The sequence below is a fragment of the Actinomyces sp. SKVG-SVH-4(1) genome (assembly GCF_048514265.1).
In the GTDB taxonomy this organism is placed as follows: domain Bacteria; phylum Actinomycetota; class Actinomycetes; order Actinomycetales; family Actinomycetaceae; genus Actinomyces; species Actinomyces oris.
The window spans coordinates 48574-67238 of record NZ_JBGEVE010000015.1 but is presented as its reverse complement, the minus strand read 5'-3'; the positions used below and the strand labels follow the sequence as shown (position 1 = coordinate 67238).

Genomic DNA, 18665 nt, shown 5'->3' with positions numbered 1-18665 from the left:
TCGGGGTACTTCTTCTGTCCCATGACAGTGATCCTTCCGTGTCATCACTGCCTCCATCAAACCCGGGGCGATTCACAGGTTCGAGAGGGCTGGGTGCGGGGATATAGGTGCGGGTGAGCAGGTCCGGGTGGACTAGTTCAGGGATGCGGGTTCAAGGCGTCCGGTTCAGGCCGACCCAAACCCGCCTACCCGAACTCGCTCACCCGAAACGACCGGCCCGAATCCACCCATCCACCCCCACCTCCTCCCCGACGTGACGCGGCTCAGGCGAGGTGAATGGTCACGGCGCCCAAGACCGCCAGAATCCAGGAGGCGAAGGAGCCGATGAGGAACTCCTCAGCCTTCTGCCCCGCCTTATCCTGACTGATCTCGGGAAATCGGATCACACCCTTGGCAGCAACAATTGCGGCAATAGCAGCAGGCGCCTCAACGGAAGCGAGCAGGAGAATGAGGATTCGCTCAAGCGGACCTATCCAGCGACCGCCGCGCATCGATCCCTCCATCCCATCCCGCTTTCCGCTCTCCTGCGAGGGCTCGCAACCTGCAGCAACAACCTCCCCATTCCCCTGCGTGGAGTGGCGCGCAACAGCAAGAATGTCGGCGACGACTCGATTAGCGGGAGCAGTCAGGAGGACAACGACTCCGACGACGGCGCTCATCTTGGCAGCCCGAGACCCAAGCGGCTGCGACGCGACGACGCAGAGCGCCACGGCGAGGAGCAACAGACTCGCGCAGGCAAGGCGAATGAGCGGTTCCAACTGATCCCTACCGTTCTCGGAGACACCCCGCCCCACCCGCACCCGCTGACGGACTCTCAACATTTTCTCCCACTGGGCCTGCGAAATCAGGCTGCAGCACAACCATGCAGTGGCTACCAGGACGCTGACGACGACACCCCCTACCCCAAGATGAAGAACGGGCCACCCGACCAGGACGCCAAGAGCAAGGACTGCAGACACTCCCACCAGGAATCTCACCCCGGCGGACATCCGGGACAATCCCCCACTCACCCAGCCAGAACCGCCAACCACGGAAGCGACGGCAAACAGAAGAACGAGGAGGGCCGTCACTCTCCTTCACCTCCCCCACTCAACCCGTCGAGAAGCTTTTGAACCTCCAGCAAGGAGGAACCGGCACTGCGAGCGAATTCAGAGACGGCTTGCTGACTCACCTTCTCCTGACGGGCGATCTCAATCTGGGTCACTCCCATGAGGAGTCCAGCCATAATGCGGCGCTGACGGGGCTGAAAGCGGAATATCGTCTGGTCGCGCAGAATGAGGACGGAGTTGACGACCCTCTCACGCTCACTCCACTCCCCTCCGGATCCGCCGACCGCATCCGGGTGGATGCGCAGCCAGGTGCGAATGAAGGACCTCCCCACATCCTGGAGATGATGAGCCTTCTCGATGGCTTCGCGTGCGGCCCACCATGCCGAGCCGTCCTGGATCGGACGTCCTGGCGCACCGTCTGCACCGCTTCCCGCCGCCCCCTCAACCTCGGAGATCGCTCCGACTCCGATTCCGAAGCGCAGGCCCAACCCATCAGGCAGAAGAAGGTGTGTACGCATGGTGAGAGCGAGAGCGTCGGCGAGGGTCGCCGAGACTGCCTGCAGCTCGTCGCCGACCGTGGCGTACGGACGCTGCGTCAGCGCCAGACCTTCAGCGGCCCGCTCCAGAGTCTCGTGAATGACGCGCTGAGCACGCCTGCGATCAGGGAGCTCGCGCGAGCGGATGATGTCTGCGATGAGTGCGTAGGAGACATTCACAGTTTCACGATAATGCTTGTAATACCCAGAATACAAGGATCATCTCGGAACGAAGGCCGCCTCCTCGCTCCCCATCACCCTCGGTCAGCCTTGTACTCCCGTCAACACAAGCTCAGTCCCGGAGCGAGGCTCACCGGTCGGGAAGCCTCCCACCTGTGGCGAGGTAGCACTGGCCGCACAGCGACTCGTACGTGACGTCCCCGGAGTCGATGGCCACCTGATCGCCGTCGAAGACGAAGGACTCCCCCACCTTGCGGGCATTGAAGATGGCCTTGCGCCCGCAGCGGCAGATGGTCTTGAGCTCCTCCAAGGAGTGGGCGATCTCCAGCAGCCTGCGCGACCCGGGAAAGCTGACTGTGCGGAAGTCGGTGCGGATCCCGTAGGCCAGGACGGGCACGTCGTCGATCAGCGCGATCTCCATGAGCTGGTCCACCTGAAGGGCCGTGAGGAACTGAGCCTCGTCGATGAGCACACAGTCAAGAACCTCACGCAAGGTCGCCGCCTCTCGCGGGACGCCGTCCTCGTCGCGGACGGGCCGCGCACCGCTCAGGGCCCGCCGGTGCACCAGGGCGCGCAGGTCGTCGTCGGTGTCGACGAGGAGGTCGACGCGGCGTGATACCCCGAGCCGGGAGACCACTGAGTCCTCACCCTTGGTGTCGACCACCGCCTTGAGGAGCAGGACGCGCTGATCGCGCTCCTCGTAGTTGTAGGCGGTCTGGAGCAACCCCGTGGACTTACCGGAGTTCATGGCGCCGTAGCGGAAGTAGAGCTTGGCCACGCGGGTCCTCCTGAGCCGGATCGAATCACTCGGGCCGGATGCTACCCGCCGAGCGCCCCGGGCACGGGCAAAACGTGACGACGCCGCTCAGACACTCCATGGCGCACGCATAGCCTCATCCAGACCAGCCCGGATAACCTCCCCCTCATGCTCTCACTCGACCACCTGCCTCACACCTGGCGCACCAGGCAGGCCGGCACGTTGGCCGCGACCGCCGTCATCACGCTGTCGCTGTTCACCTGGCTGGCTCTGACCACGAGCTCCGGGACGGGGCTGGCGCCTCATGACCAGAGCGTCACCACCTGGGCCGTGGATGAGCGTCACCCTGCCTTGACCGTCATCATGCAGGTGTTCACCGCCCTGGGTTCCACCGTGGGGCTGACGATCCTGACCACGATCTGCGCCGTCCTCCTCTTCATGAGGGGCCACCACGTGCGCGCACTGGTCCTGAGCCTCACGATGATCGGCTCCAGCCTGCTGACGGTGGCGCTCAAAGAGATCTTCAGGCGTGCACGTCCCTCGACCGACACCCTTCTAGGCGCCCCCGCCTCGACCACCTCCTTCCCCTCGGGGCACTCCTTCAACACGGCCGTCTTCGCCGGCCTGCTGGCAGGAATGGTTCTGACATCCACTGCCGTGACCCTGTACCGGACCTTGGCGATCATGGCGGCAGCGGGGGCGACCCTGCTGGTGGGGGCATCCCGCGTCTACCTGGGCTACCACTGGATGACCGACGTGCTGGCCGGCTGGTCCCTGGGGCTGGCCTGGCTGTGCCTGGTGACGCTGGCGCTCCTGTGGCTGAAGGGACGACAGCGCCAGCCCCCATCCCTTGCGGCCACGCCATCGGACAGCTCCTCAGGAGTAGAGGGCATCGAGCCACCACCGGCCTGATCGCACCAGCAGTCGGGGCGGCCCGACGTCGGTGACCACCTGGAGGTAGGCGCGTCGCGAAGGCCCCTGGGAGGTCCACCACCCCTCGTCGACCGGCCAGGGTCCGGCCCACAGGAGCACGGACTCCATCTGGGGCCCGGCCCCCACAGCGCCCTCATCAACGCCGTCCACACCGTCGTCGACACTGAGGAAGCCGGGGACACCGTCGAGCTGACCGTGGATGTCGACACCGAGCTCTCTCCCCTCAATGTCGGTGAGGCGCGCGGGAACCGGTCGGGGCAGGACGATGGAGGGTGAGGGCTTGGGCAGAGCGCCGTTCCAGGGCGCCGTCTCATCATCCGTGGACTCCCCTACGCCTTCGCTCTCACCCCAGGGGATGAGGCGAACCCGCGAGCGCGGGTCGCGCCCGGGAACAACCCGGGGAATCTGGATGCTTCCGGCCCCCAGGAGTGACTCCACGCGTTCGGCGACGTGGCGGGCGCGCGACTGGGCCTGGTGGCCCGGCGCTTGCCACAGTCCTGTCTGGGAGGTCGTGGCAGGGCTCAGCTCGAGGGCGGTCAGGCTCAGGTGGGTCAAGCCGGAGGAGGGTGGGCGCCCAGAGCGTCCGGAGAGCCACCCCTCGAGCTGCCAGCGCACGCGGTCGGTGAGCTCGGCGGGAGTGGGGGCGTCCTCCAGCATCCAGCTTCGGGCCAGGTCGGTGCCGTCCTCGCAGCGGGCGGCAACGCAGAGGCGTCCGACGGAAAGGCCTGCGGACAACAGGCGCGCCGCCAGGTTCTCGGCGAGGTGGCGGGCGGCGAAGGCTGCGGTGTCGGCGCGTTCGACGGGAGGGTCGAGGTCGGAGGTGACGGTGATGTCCTGGGCCGGCCGGGGCATGGCAGGGACCTCGTGGTGGGTGCCGGCGGCCAGGCGGTGGAGCCTGCTCCCCAGAGGGCCGAAGCGGGCGGTGACGTCTTTTCTGGGCAGGGCCGCCAGGTCCGCCAAGGTGCGCAGGCCGAGTCGGGAGAAGCTCTCCAGCAGGGGGCGGGCGTCGCGCCGCAGGCGGCTGAGGGGCAGGCAGGTCAGGAGTGCGTCCAGGGGCCAGGGGGCGAGGAACTCCGGGGTTCGTCCCGGTTCGACGATGATTCCTTGGCGGGCGGCCAGGACGGCTCCGGGCAGGGAGTCGGCGATACCGACCTGGCACTCGACGTCGACCTCCTGGGTGACGGTCTCCACGAGTGCTGAGGCGAGGGGTTCTTCCCCACCGATCCAGGCGGCGGGACCTCTGACGTGGGACAGGGCCAGTCCGGGACGGGCCACCATGGGGTCCGCCAGGAGGGAGGTGAGGGCCTCCATGACGGTTTCGAAGGCGCGGGCCTGGCGTTCCTCCTGGGGAGGCAGGACGGTGAGCTCGGGACACAGGGAGCGGGCGGTGCGCAGTCGCATGCCGGTGGTGATGCCGGCGCGGCGGGCCGGGGCTGAGGCGGCGAGGACTCCGCGAGCGCCGACGACGGCGACGGGTTCGGTGGCCGGGTCCGGCAGGTGGGGGGCTCCTTGGCGCGCTCGGGGGTGTCGATGCTGCTGGCGGGCCTCCATGGTGAGGGCGACGACGGGCCAGTCGGGGACCCAGATGGCCACGAATCTGGAGGCGGGCGGGCCGGGCGGCGAGGGCGGTTGTGGCGGGTTCATCCGGCCACCTCCTGTGGGCGGGAGGTCGGGTCGGCGGCGTCGAGGGCGTTGCGGGAGCCTGTGCGCAGCCCTTCGGTGGACAGTGAGAGCGTGAGCTCTTCGGTGGCGGCGAGCCGTGGGCGCTGCGGGTCGGCCAGGGTCCAGGTGAGGCGTCGCAGGTATCCGGCCGGCATCTCGATGGCTCGCACCGGGGCGGGTGAGGCTCCTCGCCCGATGGGGATGACGACGCCGTCGGCGGAGGGCTCTGCGGGAGGCTCCGCCGGGGCCTGGGCGGGAGGCGTGTTCCTGGTTCCGGTGTCGGGGGCCAGGGGGTCGGCTCGGAGGATGCGGGCGCCTTCCCAGCGGGCGGGGGTCAGAATGAGGTGGCCGCGTTCGCGTGCTCGGGACAGCAGGCGTCTGCGGTGCTGGGGGCGCAGGCCTTCGGCGATGGTGGCGCCGATGAGGAGGGTGTCGACGCCGTCGAGCAGCGTGGAGGTGACTGTCAGGGTCGAGGCGTCGTCGAGGAGGAGGGCTGGAACGGTGAGGACCCGGTTGAGGTCGAGGCCGACCTCGGTGGCTGCGCACCAGCCCAGCTCGTCTCCCCCGATGACGCCGCACCAGCCGGTGGCGCCCTGGCGCAGGGCGAGGGCGGCCAGGAGGAGGGTGGCGGATCCGTGGAGGGTGAGGACGCCGGAGTCCTGCCAGGCCGAGAGCACCGTGGGAGGTGCAGGGGATGCGGAGGAGCCGGCCTGAGGCGATTCGGCTGATGTGCTCAGCAGGGCGCTGGTTGCTGCCGAGGACAGGGCGCGCTGCACCGTCAGGGCTGCTGAGTCGCGCAGTCCGGTGCGTTCCTCGGCCAGCCTCAGGGCGAGGCGGGCCCGGTCGAGGCGGTTCTGAGCCTCCGCCGGCGCGCGCGTGGTCGAGACTCTCATGACACCCCCTCTCTGTACGTATGTTCGATAGGTGGGTTTCAGGATAGCGCTGTGCTGCGACATCAATCGGGGGCGTAGGCAACAAGGGGGTCTCAGGGTGCGACGAGCCCACGGAGCTCCCCCACAGGAGATCCACAGGGACGGGTCTGCGCAGGGGCGTCTACAGTTGGGGCCGTGCCCTCATGGAAGGCCACCTTCCCTACCCGTCACCTGCCTGGAGGTACACCTATGACAGCCGACTTCACTCGCCCTCGCCCGCCGGCCCCTACCGGCTTTCTGCCCTCAGTCCCCTCCTTCACCCTGACCTCCGCGGACCTGACCGAGCAGGGGCGGTTCCCGGACATCTTCACCGGCATCCATGACAACGTCTCCCCGGCCCTGAGCTGGTCGGGCTTTCCCGAGCAGACGCAGTCCTTCGTCGTGTCCTGCTTCGACCCGGACGCTCCGACCATGTCGGGCTGGTGGCACTGGACCATCGTGGACCTGGACGCCTCGGTCACCTCGCTGGAGCGGGGTGCGGGGGCCAGCGACCTTCAGCTCGACGGCGCCGCCTTCCACCTGGCTGGGGACTCCGGCGACCACGCCTGGTTCGGTCCCTACCCGCCGGCGGGCGACGGCGACCACCGCTACGTCTTCACCGTCTCCGCCCTGGACGTGGACACGTTGGGCCTGGATGACGACGCCAGTCCCGCCATGGCGGCCTTCACCCTGGCGCCGCACTGCATCGCTCGGGCCACGCTCACCGCCACCTACTCCGTACCCGGGGAGCCCGGGGTCGCCGCCTTCCTCAGGGACGGCCAGTGAGCCCGCAGATCGCCCAGGTCGACGCCTCGTCCTCCAAGGCGGGCCGACGTCGTCGTCAGGGGGAGTCCGTCCCCTTCACCCCCGCCCACGGTTTCACGCGCGCCGGTTCCGGCCGCCACCAGCGCCGCCCCATCGCCCTCATCACCGGGGCGACCTCCGGGATCGGGTTGGCTGTGGCCAGGGACCTGGCCCGGGACCACAACCTCATCCTGCTGGCCCGCTCGGTCAATGACCTGGAGGAGCTGGCGCTCGCGCTGGAGGAGGAGTCTCAGACGGCGGTTCTCATCTGCCCGGTCGACCTGACCGATGACACGGCCCTGGCCAGGCTGGTCAGCCGGATCGACATCGAGAGCCTCGACGTGCTGGTGCACAGCGCCGGCATGGAGGCACCGGGCGCTGTTGACAAGATCACGCCCACGCGTTGGCGGGCGGTTCTCAACCTCAACCTGGTGGCGACGGCCTACCTGACGAGCCTGCTGCTGCCGGCGCTGCGGGAGGCGCGCGGGCTGACGGTGTTCATCAACTCCGGCGCCGGAGTGAGCCCGCGTTCGGGCAACGCCCTCTACTCCGCCTCCAAGGCGGGGCTGAAGTCCCTGGCCGACACGCTGCGCCAGGAGGAGGCCGGCAAGGTGCGGGTCACCTCGATCTACCCGGGCCGGGTGGACACCCCCATGCAGGAGCGTCTGCACGCCTTCAATGCGGCGCGCCTGCGCACCGAGGGGATCATGGCCACCCCCGCCTACCGGGCCGCGGACCATATGGCACCGCAGTCGGTGGCGGCGGCCGTTCGCCTGGCCGTCAACACCCCGATGGACGCGGTGGTGGAGGAGCTGGCGATCCGCCCCGCCGGCATGCTCTGACAAGGCGCGGCTCAGGCGCGAGCTCAGGCCCCTCCGGCAAAGCCCAGGGACCGCCAGGCCTCGTACAGGCCGATGGCGGCGGAGTTGGCCAGGTTGAGGGAGCGGTTGCCCTCCACCATGGGGATGCGCAGGTGGGCGCTCACCCGCGGGTGGTTAAGGATCTCCTGGGGCAGGCCGGTGGGCTCGGGGCCGAACAGGAGGGCGTCGTCGTCGCGCCAGTCGACCTGGGTGTAGAGGCGCTCAGTGTGGGAGGTGAAGGCGAAGATGCGTCCGGGGATCTGCTCGAGGCACTCCTGCCAGGTGGCGTGGACACGAGTGTTGGCCAGGTCGTGGTAGTCCAGGCCAGCACGGCGCAGCTTGGCGTCGTCCATGTCGAACAGGGGATCCACGAGGTGGAGCATGGAGCCGGTGTTGGCGCTCAGGCGGATCGCCGCCCCGGTGTTGCCCGGGATGCGCGGCTCGAAGAAGATGACGTGCAGCACAGGGACAATGAGACCACATGCTGAGGCAGACCTCCTCCTCAGACTCAGATGGTGTCGGTGCGTTGGCCCTGACGGAGTCGGGTGACGGCGCGACGGGTGACGGCCAGCCCGGTCCCGGCCCATACGGCGGCGACCACGAGGTCGCGGCCCAGCAAGGCCGGAACGGCGGCTGCCGGTGCGTCCAGGACCGTCACGGTGCCGCTGAGCGGAACCAGGTGGGCCAGAGCCTGCAACCAGGTAGGGCACTGCTCGAGCGGTACGATGACGCCGGTCAGCAGCGGCAGGAACGTGGCGATGATCGTGGCACCCAGATAGGGATCGGGCAGGTTGACTCCGACACCGGCGGCCATGATCCCCATGAGCAGCCCGCACACGATGGTCGGCGCTGCCAGTGTGATGACACGCCCCAGCGCTCCAACGTCGTGCAGCGGTGAGAGCGCGAAGACGACGCCGATCGCGACGATGGCGGTCGAGGCGGCCAGGAGCGCCGGCACGACGGCGACGGACAGCCAGTAGGCGACGTCGAGGCGCCTGCGGGTATGGACCTCCTGGAAGACGCCCAGCATTCGGTCGGTGGCCACGGTACCCACCACTCCGGAGGCCACCGAGACGGCCAGTGCCACCAGGGCCGCTGCGTATCCGGTGCGTACCAGGTCAGGCGCGGAGAGGTCCGAGCCCATGAGGACATCGAAGAGCACGTCCAGCAGCGGCAGCACCAGCAACGTGACCACGGCCGTGCCCAGGGTCGCGAAGGCCGTCGACGAGGCCCACGAGACACGCACCCCTGAGGAGAACCGGTGGGCGAAGGCCAGAGCCCGGGAGCGCATCAGACCACCTCCAGGGTGCCGGTCCGTGTCGCCAGACGCAGCGCCCGCCGGCCGAGGAAGGCAGCAAGCCCCAGCCACGCGGCCGTGCACACAAGCCAAGCGCCCAGCGCCACTTCCGACGTCGCCCGGCCCAGCAGCAGCTCGAAGGGCACCGACAACGGCAGGAACCGACTCACCACAGCCAGCCAGGCAGGCGGCGTCGTCGAGGTGAACACGATGCCTGAGACCACGAGCACCGGCACCAGCAGCAGCCCCTCGTACTGGATCGCGTTGGGGGTGAGCACGAACAGCGCCGCGATGACCAGACTCAGGGCAAGACAGCCGACCAGCAGCATGAGGGCCCCTGCGGTCAGGCGCGCCCAGACCTCCCACCCCGGCCCCGTGAAGGAGACTGACGTCGACAGCAGCGCCCACGTGCACCACGCCACCGGGAAGGCGACCAGACCGAAGGACGCCGCCGCGCACACCACGGCCGCCAACGGCCTAAGCGCCCCCACCGGAGCCATGACCAGATGGACCAGCGTGCCCTTGTACCGCTCGAATCCGATGATCCCCGCCGCGCAGGTCGTCGTCGTCCACATCCCCACGACGCCCCCGCGCACCCAGCCCTGCGTCGGGGTGATCCCGCCCCAGGCCGAGGCCGCCAGGAACTGCACCAGCGTGGTGGATGTCGTGGTCATGACCATGAGCTGGATGAAGTAGGGAACCGACACGAACTGACGGACGTGAAAGACCGTCATCCTCACCTGACGCCTCATCGGGCGAGCCTGTCGGCCAGGGCCAGGTAGGCCTCCTCCAAGGAGACTGGCCGTGTCAGCAGGTCAGACGGCGCTCCCACGCCGGCCTCGGCCAGGACCTGGCGAACCCGCTCGTCGGCGTCGGTAGTGCCGGCAGCCTCGGAAGCCCAGTAGATGGTCACGGCCCACCGGGCCGAGGAGGCGCGCTGCTTCACCGTCGCCGGCGAACCCAGACCACTGCGAAGCGCCTCGACGGCACCCCCGTGGCGGGCCGGTAACGTGAAAGTCGTGGTGGCACTCACTCCGGCCAAGGCGGACACGTCCCCCACGCCGCCGCGCACGACGATCCGGCCCGCCCCGATCACCGAGATGATGTCGGCCAGCTCCTCGACCTCCGGCATCGAGTGCGAGGTCAATAGCACCCCCGTTCCCCGCTGCGCCAGCTCACGCACCAGATCGCGTACCTGCAGCGCCACGTCCGGGTCCAAGCCGTTGGTGGGCTCATCCAGCAGCAGAAGAGCCGGCGACCCGAGCAGCGCCCGGGCAAGGTGCAGACGCTGCCGCATCCCTCGAGACAGCTCGCCCGTCTTCCGGGACGCCGCCTCGACCAGCCCCACACGCTCCAGGGCGTCCATGACCGCGCTGTGTCGCCGCCGGGCGTCGAGACCCTGAATATCGGCGAAGAACAGCAGGTTGTCGCGTGCCGTAGCCCGCGGGTAGAACCCCAGCTCACCGCCCAGGACCAGGCCCAGCCGGGACCTGGCCCGCTCCGGATGGCGCACCGCGTCGATGCCATCGACCCAAACCTCACCCGACGTCGGAGCCAGCAGCGTGGCGCACATCCTCACCGTCGTCGTCTTACCGGCACCGTTGGGGCCCAGCAGACCATGGACCTGCCCCGCCCCGACGTCCAGGGACACATCCTCCACGGCGACGAAGGTTTTGTCCTTTTTCCCGAAGGAGCGAACCAGGTGGGAGGCACGCAGCAGCGAATCCCCATTAAGCAATACCATAGAGCCCCTCCACCCCCAAAGGATCACGATAGATGACGTCAACCACTCTCTCAGCCTACAGTCACCAAAGAATAAAATGAATGCATCAATTGCATGCTTTAAATCAGCAAGAGCAGATCACCCAACACGACTGCACCGACTGCCGGCCGTGATTCCATCCCGTCATCATGCCGGCAAATACTCGCACCTTTATATAAGATACTTTACTTATCAAAAATACGGCTTTCAACACTTGACGTGTAGTCAAGATTCGAAGATGACGTGCAGCACGGGGACAATGAGACCACATGCTGAGGCGTCCCGGCGGCGACTGCGCCACGGCTGCCATGATCGACGCCATGAGCACCACTGAGTCACATGCCACCTCCCCCGTCCTGACCTGTGGCGTGCTGGAAGGCGGCATCGTGCGTCTGGAGCCGCTGACGCCTGAGCACGTGCCGGGGCTGCAGCTGGCCGCCGAGGCGGCCGCGACCAGCCCCTTCGCCACGGTGCCGACGCCGGAGACGGTCGAGGACTACGTGTCCCGCAGCCTGGCCCGCCGGGACACGGGTACCTACGCGCCCTTCGCCCAGGTGGAGGTCGCCACCGGGCGCGTCGTCGGACACACCGCCTACCTGACGCCCCGGTGGATGCAGGACGGTCGGCTCTTCGCCGTCGAGGTCGGCTCCTCCTGGCTCTCCCCCACTGTTCGCGGCACCGCCATCAACCCGGCCGCCAAGCTCCTGCTGCTGACGCAGGCCCTCGAGGACTGGGGCGTGGACCGTGTGGATATCAAGACCGACGCACGCAATGAGGTGGCTCGCGGTGCGATCGCAGCGCTGGGGGCGACCTTCGAGGGGGTCCTGCACGCCTGGCAGCCCTCCCTGGCGCCCGGCGAGGAGGGGCGCACGCGCGACACGGCCATGTTCGCCATCACCCCGCAGCAGTGGCCCGGGGTCAGGATCCGTCTGGTGGAGCGCATCGAGAGGCGCTCGACGTCGTCGAAAGGATGAGAAGGAATGACTGAGCTGCGTGATCCGGCTGAGGTCTTCGCCCCAGAGATCGGCTGGCAGCCGGCGCTGGAGCGTACTGACCTGCTCGCCGAGCCCGTGGCCGCCGCGCTGCGGGCGCTGGAGGCGGCCTCGCCCGAGGGCGCGGACCTGGCCCGTCAGGCGCAGGTGGTGCCCATTGATCCGTCCTACTCCGACACCGACGCCCTCAACGCGCACTACGACCTGGATCCTGAGGCGACCGGGAACTGCGTGCTCGTGGCCGGCAAGCGGACCGGCCAGGAGCGCATCGCCGCCTGCGTCGTGCGCGCCACCGACTTCGCCGACGTCAACCACGTCGTCAAGAAGCGCATTGACGTGCGCAAGGCCTCGTTCCTGCCGGTGGAGCGGGCCGTGGAGATGAGTGGCATGGAGTACGGCGGGATCACCCCGGTCGGCCTGCCCGAGGACTGGCGGCTCTTCGTCGACGGCGCCGTGGCGGACCGGGCCACGGTGCTCATCGGCTCGGGCGTGCGCCACTCCAAGCTCCTGGTGCCCGGGGCACTGCTGGTGGCGCTGCCGGGGGTCGAGCGCGTCGAGGACCTGGGGGTACGCCCCGCCTGAACGGGTCGGTCGAACCGTTCAGGCGGGGCCAGTCCTCAGGCTCTCAGCCCAGGGAGTCCAGGACGATGTTGAGTCCCTCGCTCATGGTGGGGTGGGTGATGACGGCGTCGCGCACCTGCTGCCACGTCAGGTCACCCAGCATCGCCATCTGGATGCTGGTGACGACCTCGCTGGCCTCGGCGCCGATGATGGCAGCACCCAGGATCAGGTCGGTGCGGGAGTCGATAATGACCTTGAAGAAGCCCTCGGTGCGGCCCAGGGTCTTGGCGCGCGGGACGGCCGCCGTCGGGGTCTTGGCGACGCGCACCTCGTAGCCGGCCTCGCGGGCCTCGGCCTCGCTCATGCCCACGTGCCCGAGCTCGGGCGTGGTGAAGACGGCCCACGGGATGAGGCGTCCGGTGGTGGAGGCCTCCTTGCCGGCGAAGAGGTCGCGCAGGACGCGGAAGTCGTTCCAGGAGGCGTGGGTGAACTGGGGCGTTCCGGCCACGTCACCGGCGGCGTAGACGTTCTCGGCGGTGGTGCGCAGGTGGTCGTCGACGCGCACGAAGCCGCGCTCGGTCAGCTCCACGCCCGCGGCCTCCAGGCCGAGGCCGGCGGTGACGGGGGTGCGCCCCAGGGCGACGAGCAGGTGGGATCCGCTCACCTCGTGCCCGTCGGCGGTGGTGACGACGACGCCGTTCCCGTCGGCCGCGGCGGCGGCCTTCGAGGCGCGCGCACCGGTCAGGACCGTGACCCCCAGGGCCTCCAGGCCGGCGGTCACCTCAGCGGCGACGTCCTCGTCCTCGCGGTCCAGGATGTGCGGCCCGGCGTGGACGATGGTGACCGGGACACCGAGGAGCCCCATGAGGGAGGCCATCTCGACGCCGATGACGCCGCCGCCCAGGACGATGAGGCTACTGGGCAGCTCGGGCAGGGTGAGCAGGTCTTCGCTGGTCCAGTAGCGCACGTCGGACAAGCCCTCGATCGGGGGGACCGACGGCGTGGTGCCGGTGTTGATGAGGACCTTGGCGCCGCGCACGCGCCGCAGGCCGCCGTCGTTCAGGGCGATCTCGACGGTGCGCTCCCCCACGAAGCGGGCGGTGCCCTTGACGAAGTCCATGCCGGAGGCGGGGAACATCTTCTCGTGAGCGGCCACCATGCCGCCCACGACGGCCTCCTTGCGGGCGCGGAAGGAGGCCAGCTCGATGCGGGCCTGGGCCAGGGCGTCAGCGCCACCGTCCTGCTCAGGAAGAGTGACGCCATAGGCCTGCGAGCCCTGGACCTCACGAAGGACGCGGGCGGCGGAGATGAGGGTCTTGGTGGGGATGCAGGCGACGTTGATGCAGGTGCCGCCCACCTTGTCCCGCTCCACCATGACGACCTTGTCGCCGGCCTTGGCGCGCAGCATCGCCAGGGACTTGCCCGCCTTGCCGCCTCCGACGACGAGAAGGTCGACCTCCTCGACCGGAGCGTCTGTCTGGTTGGTCGCGTCGCTGTTGACGGTGGGCTGGGACATGAGTGCGCATCTCCTTCGGCGGTCGCCGCTCGGCATGATCTGAACGCCAAGGGCAACGGGAAGCGAAGGGCCGCTATTCCGGGGCAACTGCCCAAGGTCTCAGCGGATCGCCGACAGCAGCCGGGAAGGCCTCACGCAGCTCTTCCCTCCCAACCGGTCATTGGGGCGACTTATCCTTTCGTCCTCACTGATATCTGGCAGCCCTACTGCTCGCCGAGAGCGACCAGGGCGGCGTCCAGCGAGTCGACGAGCATGTCGAAACTCACGTCAATGGGGGCATTCATGGCGAAGCCGCCGTGGACCTCGATATCCACGAAGCCATGGAGTGACGCCCGGGTCATTCGCACAGCGTCGATGATCCGATCCTCGGGGATGCGGTAGCCGCCCAGCGCCGCGGTGACGATGGCAACCGTGCGTTGAGCCGCTGATGACCGTAGCGGACTCAGGCTTCCGTCCGAGGCCTCGGCGGCGCGACTCCCAGATCGGCAGCCAGCCGGCATCGGGCAGGGACAGCCCCGTGACCGTGGCCAGGGCAAGCGCCAAAGCACTGACGAGCATCTTGCTGTCGGAGTAGGTGCCAACCGCGGTCGCGAGCACAGGCGCAACACGGGCCAGTAGTGGTCGGTACCAGATGAAAGTCCTGGTCGGTACCAGATGAAAATACTGGTCGGTACCAGATGAAACCGGGCGCGAGCGCCGTTGCATGTCGCCGCCATCCCCTATCGTAGGCAGCGAACACATGAATGGAGTTCCCGATGCCCGATCCATCCTCATATGCTCAAGGCAGCGCGCCCATCACTCCTGGCCCCTTCAAGCAAGCCACCGGCGCCCGAGGCTGGATCCTGTGCTTGGCGGCCTCAGTTATCGGCTGGCTCCTGGTGCAACTGTTCAATCTCCTGAACCAGTCCAGTTCGCAGACCTCGAATTCGTGGAACGTGGGAACGAGGCTAGCCGTCGTCGCCCTGAGCTCGCTCAACTACATCCTCCTCATCACCGCTATAGTTCTGTTCATCAACCATATGCACCGGGTCTATGTGGCCCATCGGAGGCGTGCAGGCCACTTCACCTTGGAAGAACGCCGTGAGATCGCACGACGCGATGATCTGTACAAGTCCTGGGATCACGCCCGCGCACTGGCGATCAGCCTCCTGTCCGATGACCCTGGTGGCAGGTTCCGGCCCTGGGACGTCGTGCTGGATCCCGGCGAGGCTGCGGTTGTGGACTGCCCGGCCGGCTACGCGCGCTTCTACGGAACCACCGTGTCCTACACGCAGTCCAGCGGTATGTTCTTTGGATCGCCAGCCTTCGTCCTGGCAGGTATGGGTGCCACCGCGATCAGCAACAGCGCCAGACGTCGAGCCGCCGAACGACTCGCGGCGGATCAGTGGCGCGAGCACCAGCAGGTGCGTTGTCTGGTCACCGAGCAGCGCATCCTGCTGCAGCGTGCGGACTACCAGTGGCTCAGTTTCTACTTCTCCGCCATAGTCTCTATGCATCCTTTCCCCGCCGAGGGCCTGTTCTTCGCCGAGTTCGAGGACACGTCTCCCTTGCGCCTCGAGGGCGCGGCCGCAGTGATCGCCTCCGTGGTGACGGTGTGGTACCGCTTCGGAGCCACAGGACTGCGCGATCATCCCGGATTGCAGTGCTTGCGCCTACCTCAGCAGGTCCTGACGGCAACCGAGCCAGTGGAAGGTGCCCCGCCCCCGGAGGTGACGAAACCCTAGCCTGTCCTCCCCCGTCCGCGTTATTCCGCTCCGGTGCCACTGGTGGCCCAGTGTCCCCAGTGTGCCCGCCACTCGGAAGCGGCCCAGAAGATGTCAGTGGTACTGAGCCACCGGTTGCGCTCCCCACCACCAGTGCCACAGGCTCGGCTCGCCCAGTGCTCGGTCGGCGAGATCCTGCCCCGTGAGGGGGCGGGAGGGTGCAGGCGCGCAGGACGATGTCATCCCGTCATCAACCAGTTCGGCCGCAGTGGCCAGTCCAAGCCCGGTCGAGGCGCCGGCGACCAGGACGAGTACCGTGCCACGTTCCTTCTGCCGGTAAATTCGCTCGACGCCGGGCCAAGCCGGCTCAGGAGCTGGCGAGCTGGCGCAGCACGTACTGCAGGATGCCGCCGTGGCGGAAGTAGTCGGCCTCGCCGGGGGTGTCGATGCGCACGACGGCGTCGAAGGAGACCGCCGAGCCGTCGGCCTTCTGCGCCGTGACCGCGACGGTGCGCGGCGTTGTGCCCTCGTTGAGCGCGGTCAGTCCCGTGATGGAGAAGGTCTCGGTGCCGTCCAGGCCGAGCGACTCGGCGCTCTGTCCGTCCGGGAACTGGAGGGGGACCACGCCCATGCCTATGAGGTTGGAGCGGTGGATGCGCTCAAAGGACTCGGCGATGACGGCCTTGACGCCCAGCAGGGCCGTGCCCTTGGCCGCCCAGTCGCGTGAGGATCCCGAGCCGTACTCCTTGCCGCCCAGGACCACCAGCGGGATGCCTGCGGCCTGGTAGGCCTGGGAGGCGTCGAAGATCGACTCCTGCTCACCGGTGAGGAAGTTGCGGGTGTAGCCGCCCTCGACGCCGTCGAGCAGCCGGTTGCGCAGGCGGATGTTGGCGAAGGTGCCGCGGATCATGACTTCGTGGTTGCCGCGGCGCGAGCCGTAGGAGTTGAAGTCCGCGCGGGCCACGCCGTGCTCGGCCAAGTAGCGCCCGGCCGGGGAATCGGCCTTGATGGCGCCGGCCGGGGAGATGTGGTCGGTGGTCACCGAGTCCCCCAGCAGGGCGAGCACTCGGGCGTCCTTGATGTCAGTGACCGGGGTGAGCTCCATGGACAGACCCTCGAAGAAGGGGGCCTTGCGCACGTAGGTGGACTCCTCGTCCCAGGCGAAGGTGTCCCCCTCGGGGGTGTCCAGGCCCTGCCAGCGCTCGTCGCCGGCGAAGACGTCGGCGTAGTCGCGCGTGTACATCTCCCGGTCGATGGTGGCGTCGATGACGGCCTGGACCTCGGTGGGGTCGGGCCAGATGTCTGACAGGAAGACGTCACGGCCCTCGGGGTCCTGGCCCAGCGGCTCGGTGGCGAAGTCGATGTCCATGGTCCCGGCCAGGGCGTAGGCGATGACCAGGGGCGGGGACGCCAGGTAGTTCATCTTGACGTCGGGGTTGATGCGCCCCTCGAAGTTGCGGTTGCCCGAGAGCACCGAGACCACGGCGAGGTCGGCGTCGTTGACCGCCTGGGAGACCTCGGCCGGCAGGGGCCCGGAGTTGCCGATGCAGGTGGCGCAGCCGTAGCCGACGACGTTGAATCCCAGCTCGTTGAGGGCGGGCCACAGCCCGGCCTTCTCGTAGTAGTCGGTGACGACCTGGCTGCCCGGGGCGGTGGAGGTCTTCACCCAGGGCTTGGAGCGCAGGCCCCGGGCCACGGCGTTACGGGCCAGCAGGCCGGCTGCCATCATCACCGAGGGGTTGGAGGTGTTGGTGCACGAGGTGATCGAGGCGATGGCGACGTGCCCGTGGTCCAGCTCGGTGTCGGTGCCGTCGGCCATGGTCACCGGCGTCGGTTTGGAGACCTGGGAGGCGTAGGTGGGCAGGACCTCCTGGAAGGACTCCTTGGCCCGTGACAGGACGATGCGGTCCTGGGGGCGCTTGGGGCCGGCGATGGAGGGCACCACGGTGGACAGGTCCAGCTCGAGGTACTCGGAGTAGACGGGCTCGCGGGCAGGGTCGTGCCACATGCCCTGGGCCTTGGTGTAGGCCTCCACCAGGCGCACGCGCTCCTCGGAGCGGCCGGTCAGGCGCAGGTAGTCCAGGGTGACCTCGTCGATCGGGAAGATCGCGGCGGTGGAGCCGAACTCGGGGCTCATGTTGCCGATGGTGGCGCGGTTGGCCAGCGGTACCTCGGCGACGCCCTCGCCGTAGAACTCGACGAACTTGCCCACCACGCCGTGGGCGCGCAGCATCTCGGTGATGGTCAGGACCACGTCGGTGGCGGTGGCGCCGGCGGGGATGGCGCCGGAGAGCTTGAAGCCCACCACCTTGGGGATGAGCATGGAGACGGGCTGGCCCAGCATGGCGGCCTCGGCCTCGATGCCGCCCACGCCCCAGCCCAGGACGCCCAGGCCGTTGACCATGGTGGTGTGGGAGTCGGTGCCCACGCAGGTGTCGGGGTAGGCCTGGGTGACGCCGTCGGCCTCGTGGGTGAAGACGATGCGGGCCAGGTACTCGATGTTGACCTGGTGGACGATGCCCGTACCCGGGGGGACGACGCGGAAGTTGGACAGCGCCCCCTGTCCCCAGCGCAGGAACTGGTAGCGCTCGGCGTTGCGCTCGTACTCGCGCTCCTTGTTGCGCTCCAGGGATCCGGGCAGGCCGAAGGAGTCGATCTGCACGGAGTGGTCGATGACCATCTCAGCGGGGTTGAGGGGGTTGATGACCTCGGGGTCTCCTCCGAGCTCGGAGACCGCCTCGCGCATGGTGGCCAGGTCCACGATGCAGGGCACGCCGGTGAAGTCCTGCATGACGACGCGGGCCGGGGTGAACTGGATCTCCGTGTCGGGCTCGGCGGCCGGGTCCCAGGCGGCCAGGGCGCGCACGTGGTCGGCGGTGATGTTGGCGCCGTCCTCGGTGCGCAGCAGGTTCTCGGCCAGCACCTTGAGGCTGTAGGGCAGGCGCTCCAGGCCGGGGACGGCGTCAAGGCGGTAGATCTCGTAGTCGCGGCCGTCGACGTCGAGGGTGCTGCGGGAGGCGAAGGTGTTGAGGCTGGTCACCGGGGCTCACTTCCAGTTGTCGTACCGATCCGCCCGTCGCACCGCCTCGGGTCTGTCACGCGGACCTGCGGTGACAGCCGGGCGGAGGTTGCGCGGATGCTC

Annotated in this window: 18 protein-coding genes; 6 read left to right on the top strand and 12 right to left on the bottom strand. The window is 68.5% G+C overall.

The genetic code is table 11. The features are described 5' to 3' along the window. Positions 1-263: 263 nt before the first annotated feature. From AB7V09_RS11200 to AB7V09_RS11190, 3 genes are all read right to left on the bottom strand, one after another. On the bottom strand, positions 264-1070 hold the full coding sequence (locus AB7V09_RS11200) for a hypothetical protein (protein ID WP_314157840.1): 807 nt from the start codon (positions 1068-1070) through the stop codon (positions 264-266). After that, positions 1067-1765, bottom strand: a complete 699-nt coding sequence (locus AB7V09_RS11195; RefSeq protein ID WP_419143812.1) for a SatD family protein — start codon at positions 1763-1765, stop codon at positions 1067-1069. Before AB7V09_RS11195 ends, AB7V09_RS11200 begins: the two co-directional genes overlap by 4 nt. A 130-nt stretch (positions 1766-1895) precedes the next feature. Further along, positions 1896-2543 (bottom strand): thymidine kinase, encoded by a 648-nt coding sequence (locus AB7V09_RS11190; RefSeq protein ID WP_419143811.1) that lies wholly within the window; start codon positions 2541-2543, stop codon positions 1896-1898. 147 nt (positions 2544-2690) lie between these two features. On the opposite strand from AB7V09_RS11190, the gene AB7V09_RS11185 reads away from it, so the two are divergent. Continuing rightward, positions 2691-3434: a phosphatase PAP2 family protein gene (locus tag AB7V09_RS11185; protein ID WP_314919057.1), complete on the top strand. Its 744-nt coding sequence runs from the start codon at positions 2691-2693 to the stop codon at positions 3432-3434. On the opposite strand, the gene AB7V09_RS11180 is transcribed toward AB7V09_RS11185, so the two are convergent. Both AB7V09_RS11180 and AB7V09_RS11175 read right to left on the bottom strand, forming a co-directional pair. Next, a complete protein-coding gene (locus AB7V09_RS11180; RefSeq protein WP_419143810.1) occupies positions 3399-5099 on the bottom strand; it encodes a DNA polymerase Y family protein in 1701 nt (566 codons plus the stop codon). The two genes, AB7V09_RS11185 and AB7V09_RS11180, sit on opposite strands and share 36 nt — an antisense overlap. Then, a complete protein-coding gene (locus AB7V09_RS11175; RefSeq protein ID WP_419143809.1) occupies positions 5096-6010 on the bottom strand; it encodes a hypothetical protein in 915 nt (304 codons plus the stop codon). The genes AB7V09_RS11180 and AB7V09_RS11175 overlap by 4 nt, the downstream gene beginning before the upstream one ends. A 228-nt stretch (positions 6011-6238) precedes the next feature. Between AB7V09_RS11175 and AB7V09_RS11170 the strand changes: the two genes are divergently transcribed. Both AB7V09_RS11170 and AB7V09_RS11165 read left to right on the top strand, forming a co-directional pair. Further along, positions 6239-6814, top strand: a complete 576-nt coding sequence (locus tag AB7V09_RS11170; protein WP_419143808.1) for a YbhB/YbcL family Raf kinase inhibitor-like protein — start codon at positions 6239-6241, stop codon at positions 6812-6814. Next, the gene (locus tag AB7V09_RS11165) at positions 6811-7674 is read left to right on the top strand and encodes an SDR family oxidoreductase (protein ID WP_419143807.1); all 864 of its coding nucleotides are present in this window, start codon (positions 6811-6813) and stop codon (positions 7672-7674) included. Before AB7V09_RS11170 ends, AB7V09_RS11165 begins: the two co-directional genes overlap by 4 nt. A 23-nt stretch (positions 7675-7697) precedes the next feature. On the opposite strand, the gene AB7V09_RS11160 is transcribed toward AB7V09_RS11165, so the two are convergent. Genes AB7V09_RS11160 through AB7V09_RS11145 form a run of 4 tightly spaced genes read right to left on the bottom strand, consistent with a single transcriptional unit; the run spans position 7698 to position 10733 of the window. After that, complete coding sequence (locus AB7V09_RS11160; RefSeq protein ID WP_419143806.1) at positions 7698-8156, bottom strand: tRNA (cytidine(34)-2'-O)-methyltransferase; 459 nt, start codon at positions 8154-8156, stop codon at positions 7698-7700. Positions 8157-8200: 44 nt separating this feature from the next. Beyond that, on the bottom strand, positions 8201-8983 hold the full coding sequence (locus tag AB7V09_RS11155) for an ABC transporter permease (RefSeq protein ID WP_419143805.1): 783 nt from the start codon (positions 8981-8983) through the stop codon (positions 8201-8203). Then, on the bottom strand, positions 8983-9723 hold the full coding sequence (locus AB7V09_RS11150; RefSeq protein WP_419143804.1) for an ABC transporter permease: 741 nt from the start codon (positions 9721-9723) through the stop codon (positions 8983-8985). The genes AB7V09_RS11155 and AB7V09_RS11150 overlap by 1 nt, the downstream gene beginning before the upstream one ends. Positions 9724-9737: 14 nt before the next feature. Continuing rightward, entirely contained in the window at positions 9738-10733 is a 996-nt protein-coding gene (locus tag AB7V09_RS11145) for an ABC transporter ATP-binding protein (RefSeq protein WP_419143803.1), read from the bottom strand. Positions 10734-11071: 338 nt separating this feature from the next. Between AB7V09_RS11145 and AB7V09_RS11140 the strand changes: the two genes are divergently transcribed. Both AB7V09_RS11140 and AB7V09_RS11135 read left to right on the top strand, forming a co-directional pair. Beyond that, complete coding sequence (locus tag AB7V09_RS11140) at positions 11072-11725, top strand: GNAT family N-acetyltransferase (RefSeq protein WP_419143814.1); 654 nt, start codon at positions 11072-11074, stop codon at positions 11723-11725. Between the two features lie 6 nt (positions 11726-11731). After that, complete coding sequence (locus AB7V09_RS11135; RefSeq protein WP_419143802.1) at positions 11732-12325, top strand: YbaK/EbsC family protein; 594 nt, start codon at positions 11732-11734, stop codon at positions 12323-12325. Between the two features lie 43 nt (positions 12326-12368). Here the strand turns inward: AB7V09_RS11135 and AB7V09_RS11130 are convergent, their stop codons facing one another. Further along, on the bottom strand, positions 12369-13820 hold the full coding sequence (locus AB7V09_RS11130) for a dihydrolipoyl dehydrogenase family protein (protein WP_419143801.1): 1452 nt from the start codon (positions 13818-13820) through the stop codon (positions 12369-12371). Between the two features lie 203 nt (positions 13821-14023). After that, on the bottom strand, positions 14024-14320 hold the full coding sequence (locus AB7V09_RS11125) for a TetR-like C-terminal domain-containing protein (RefSeq protein WP_419143800.1): 297 nt from the start codon (positions 14318-14320) through the stop codon (positions 14024-14026). 435 nt (positions 14321-14755) lie between these two features. Here AB7V09_RS11125 and AB7V09_RS11120 point away from each other — a divergent pair, with 435 nt between their 5' ends. Further along, positions 14756-15544, top strand: a complete 789-nt coding sequence (locus AB7V09_RS11120; RefSeq protein ID WP_419143799.1) for a hypothetical protein — start codon at positions 14756-14758, stop codon at positions 15542-15544. Between the two features lie 346 nt (positions 15545-15890). On the opposite strand, the gene acnA is transcribed toward AB7V09_RS11120, so the two are convergent. Then, a complete protein-coding gene (acnA, locus tag AB7V09_RS11115; RefSeq protein WP_419143798.1) occupies positions 15891-18563 on the bottom strand; it encodes an aconitate hydratase AcnA in 2673 nt (890 codons plus the stop codon). Positions 18564-18665: the final 102 nt, after the last annotated feature.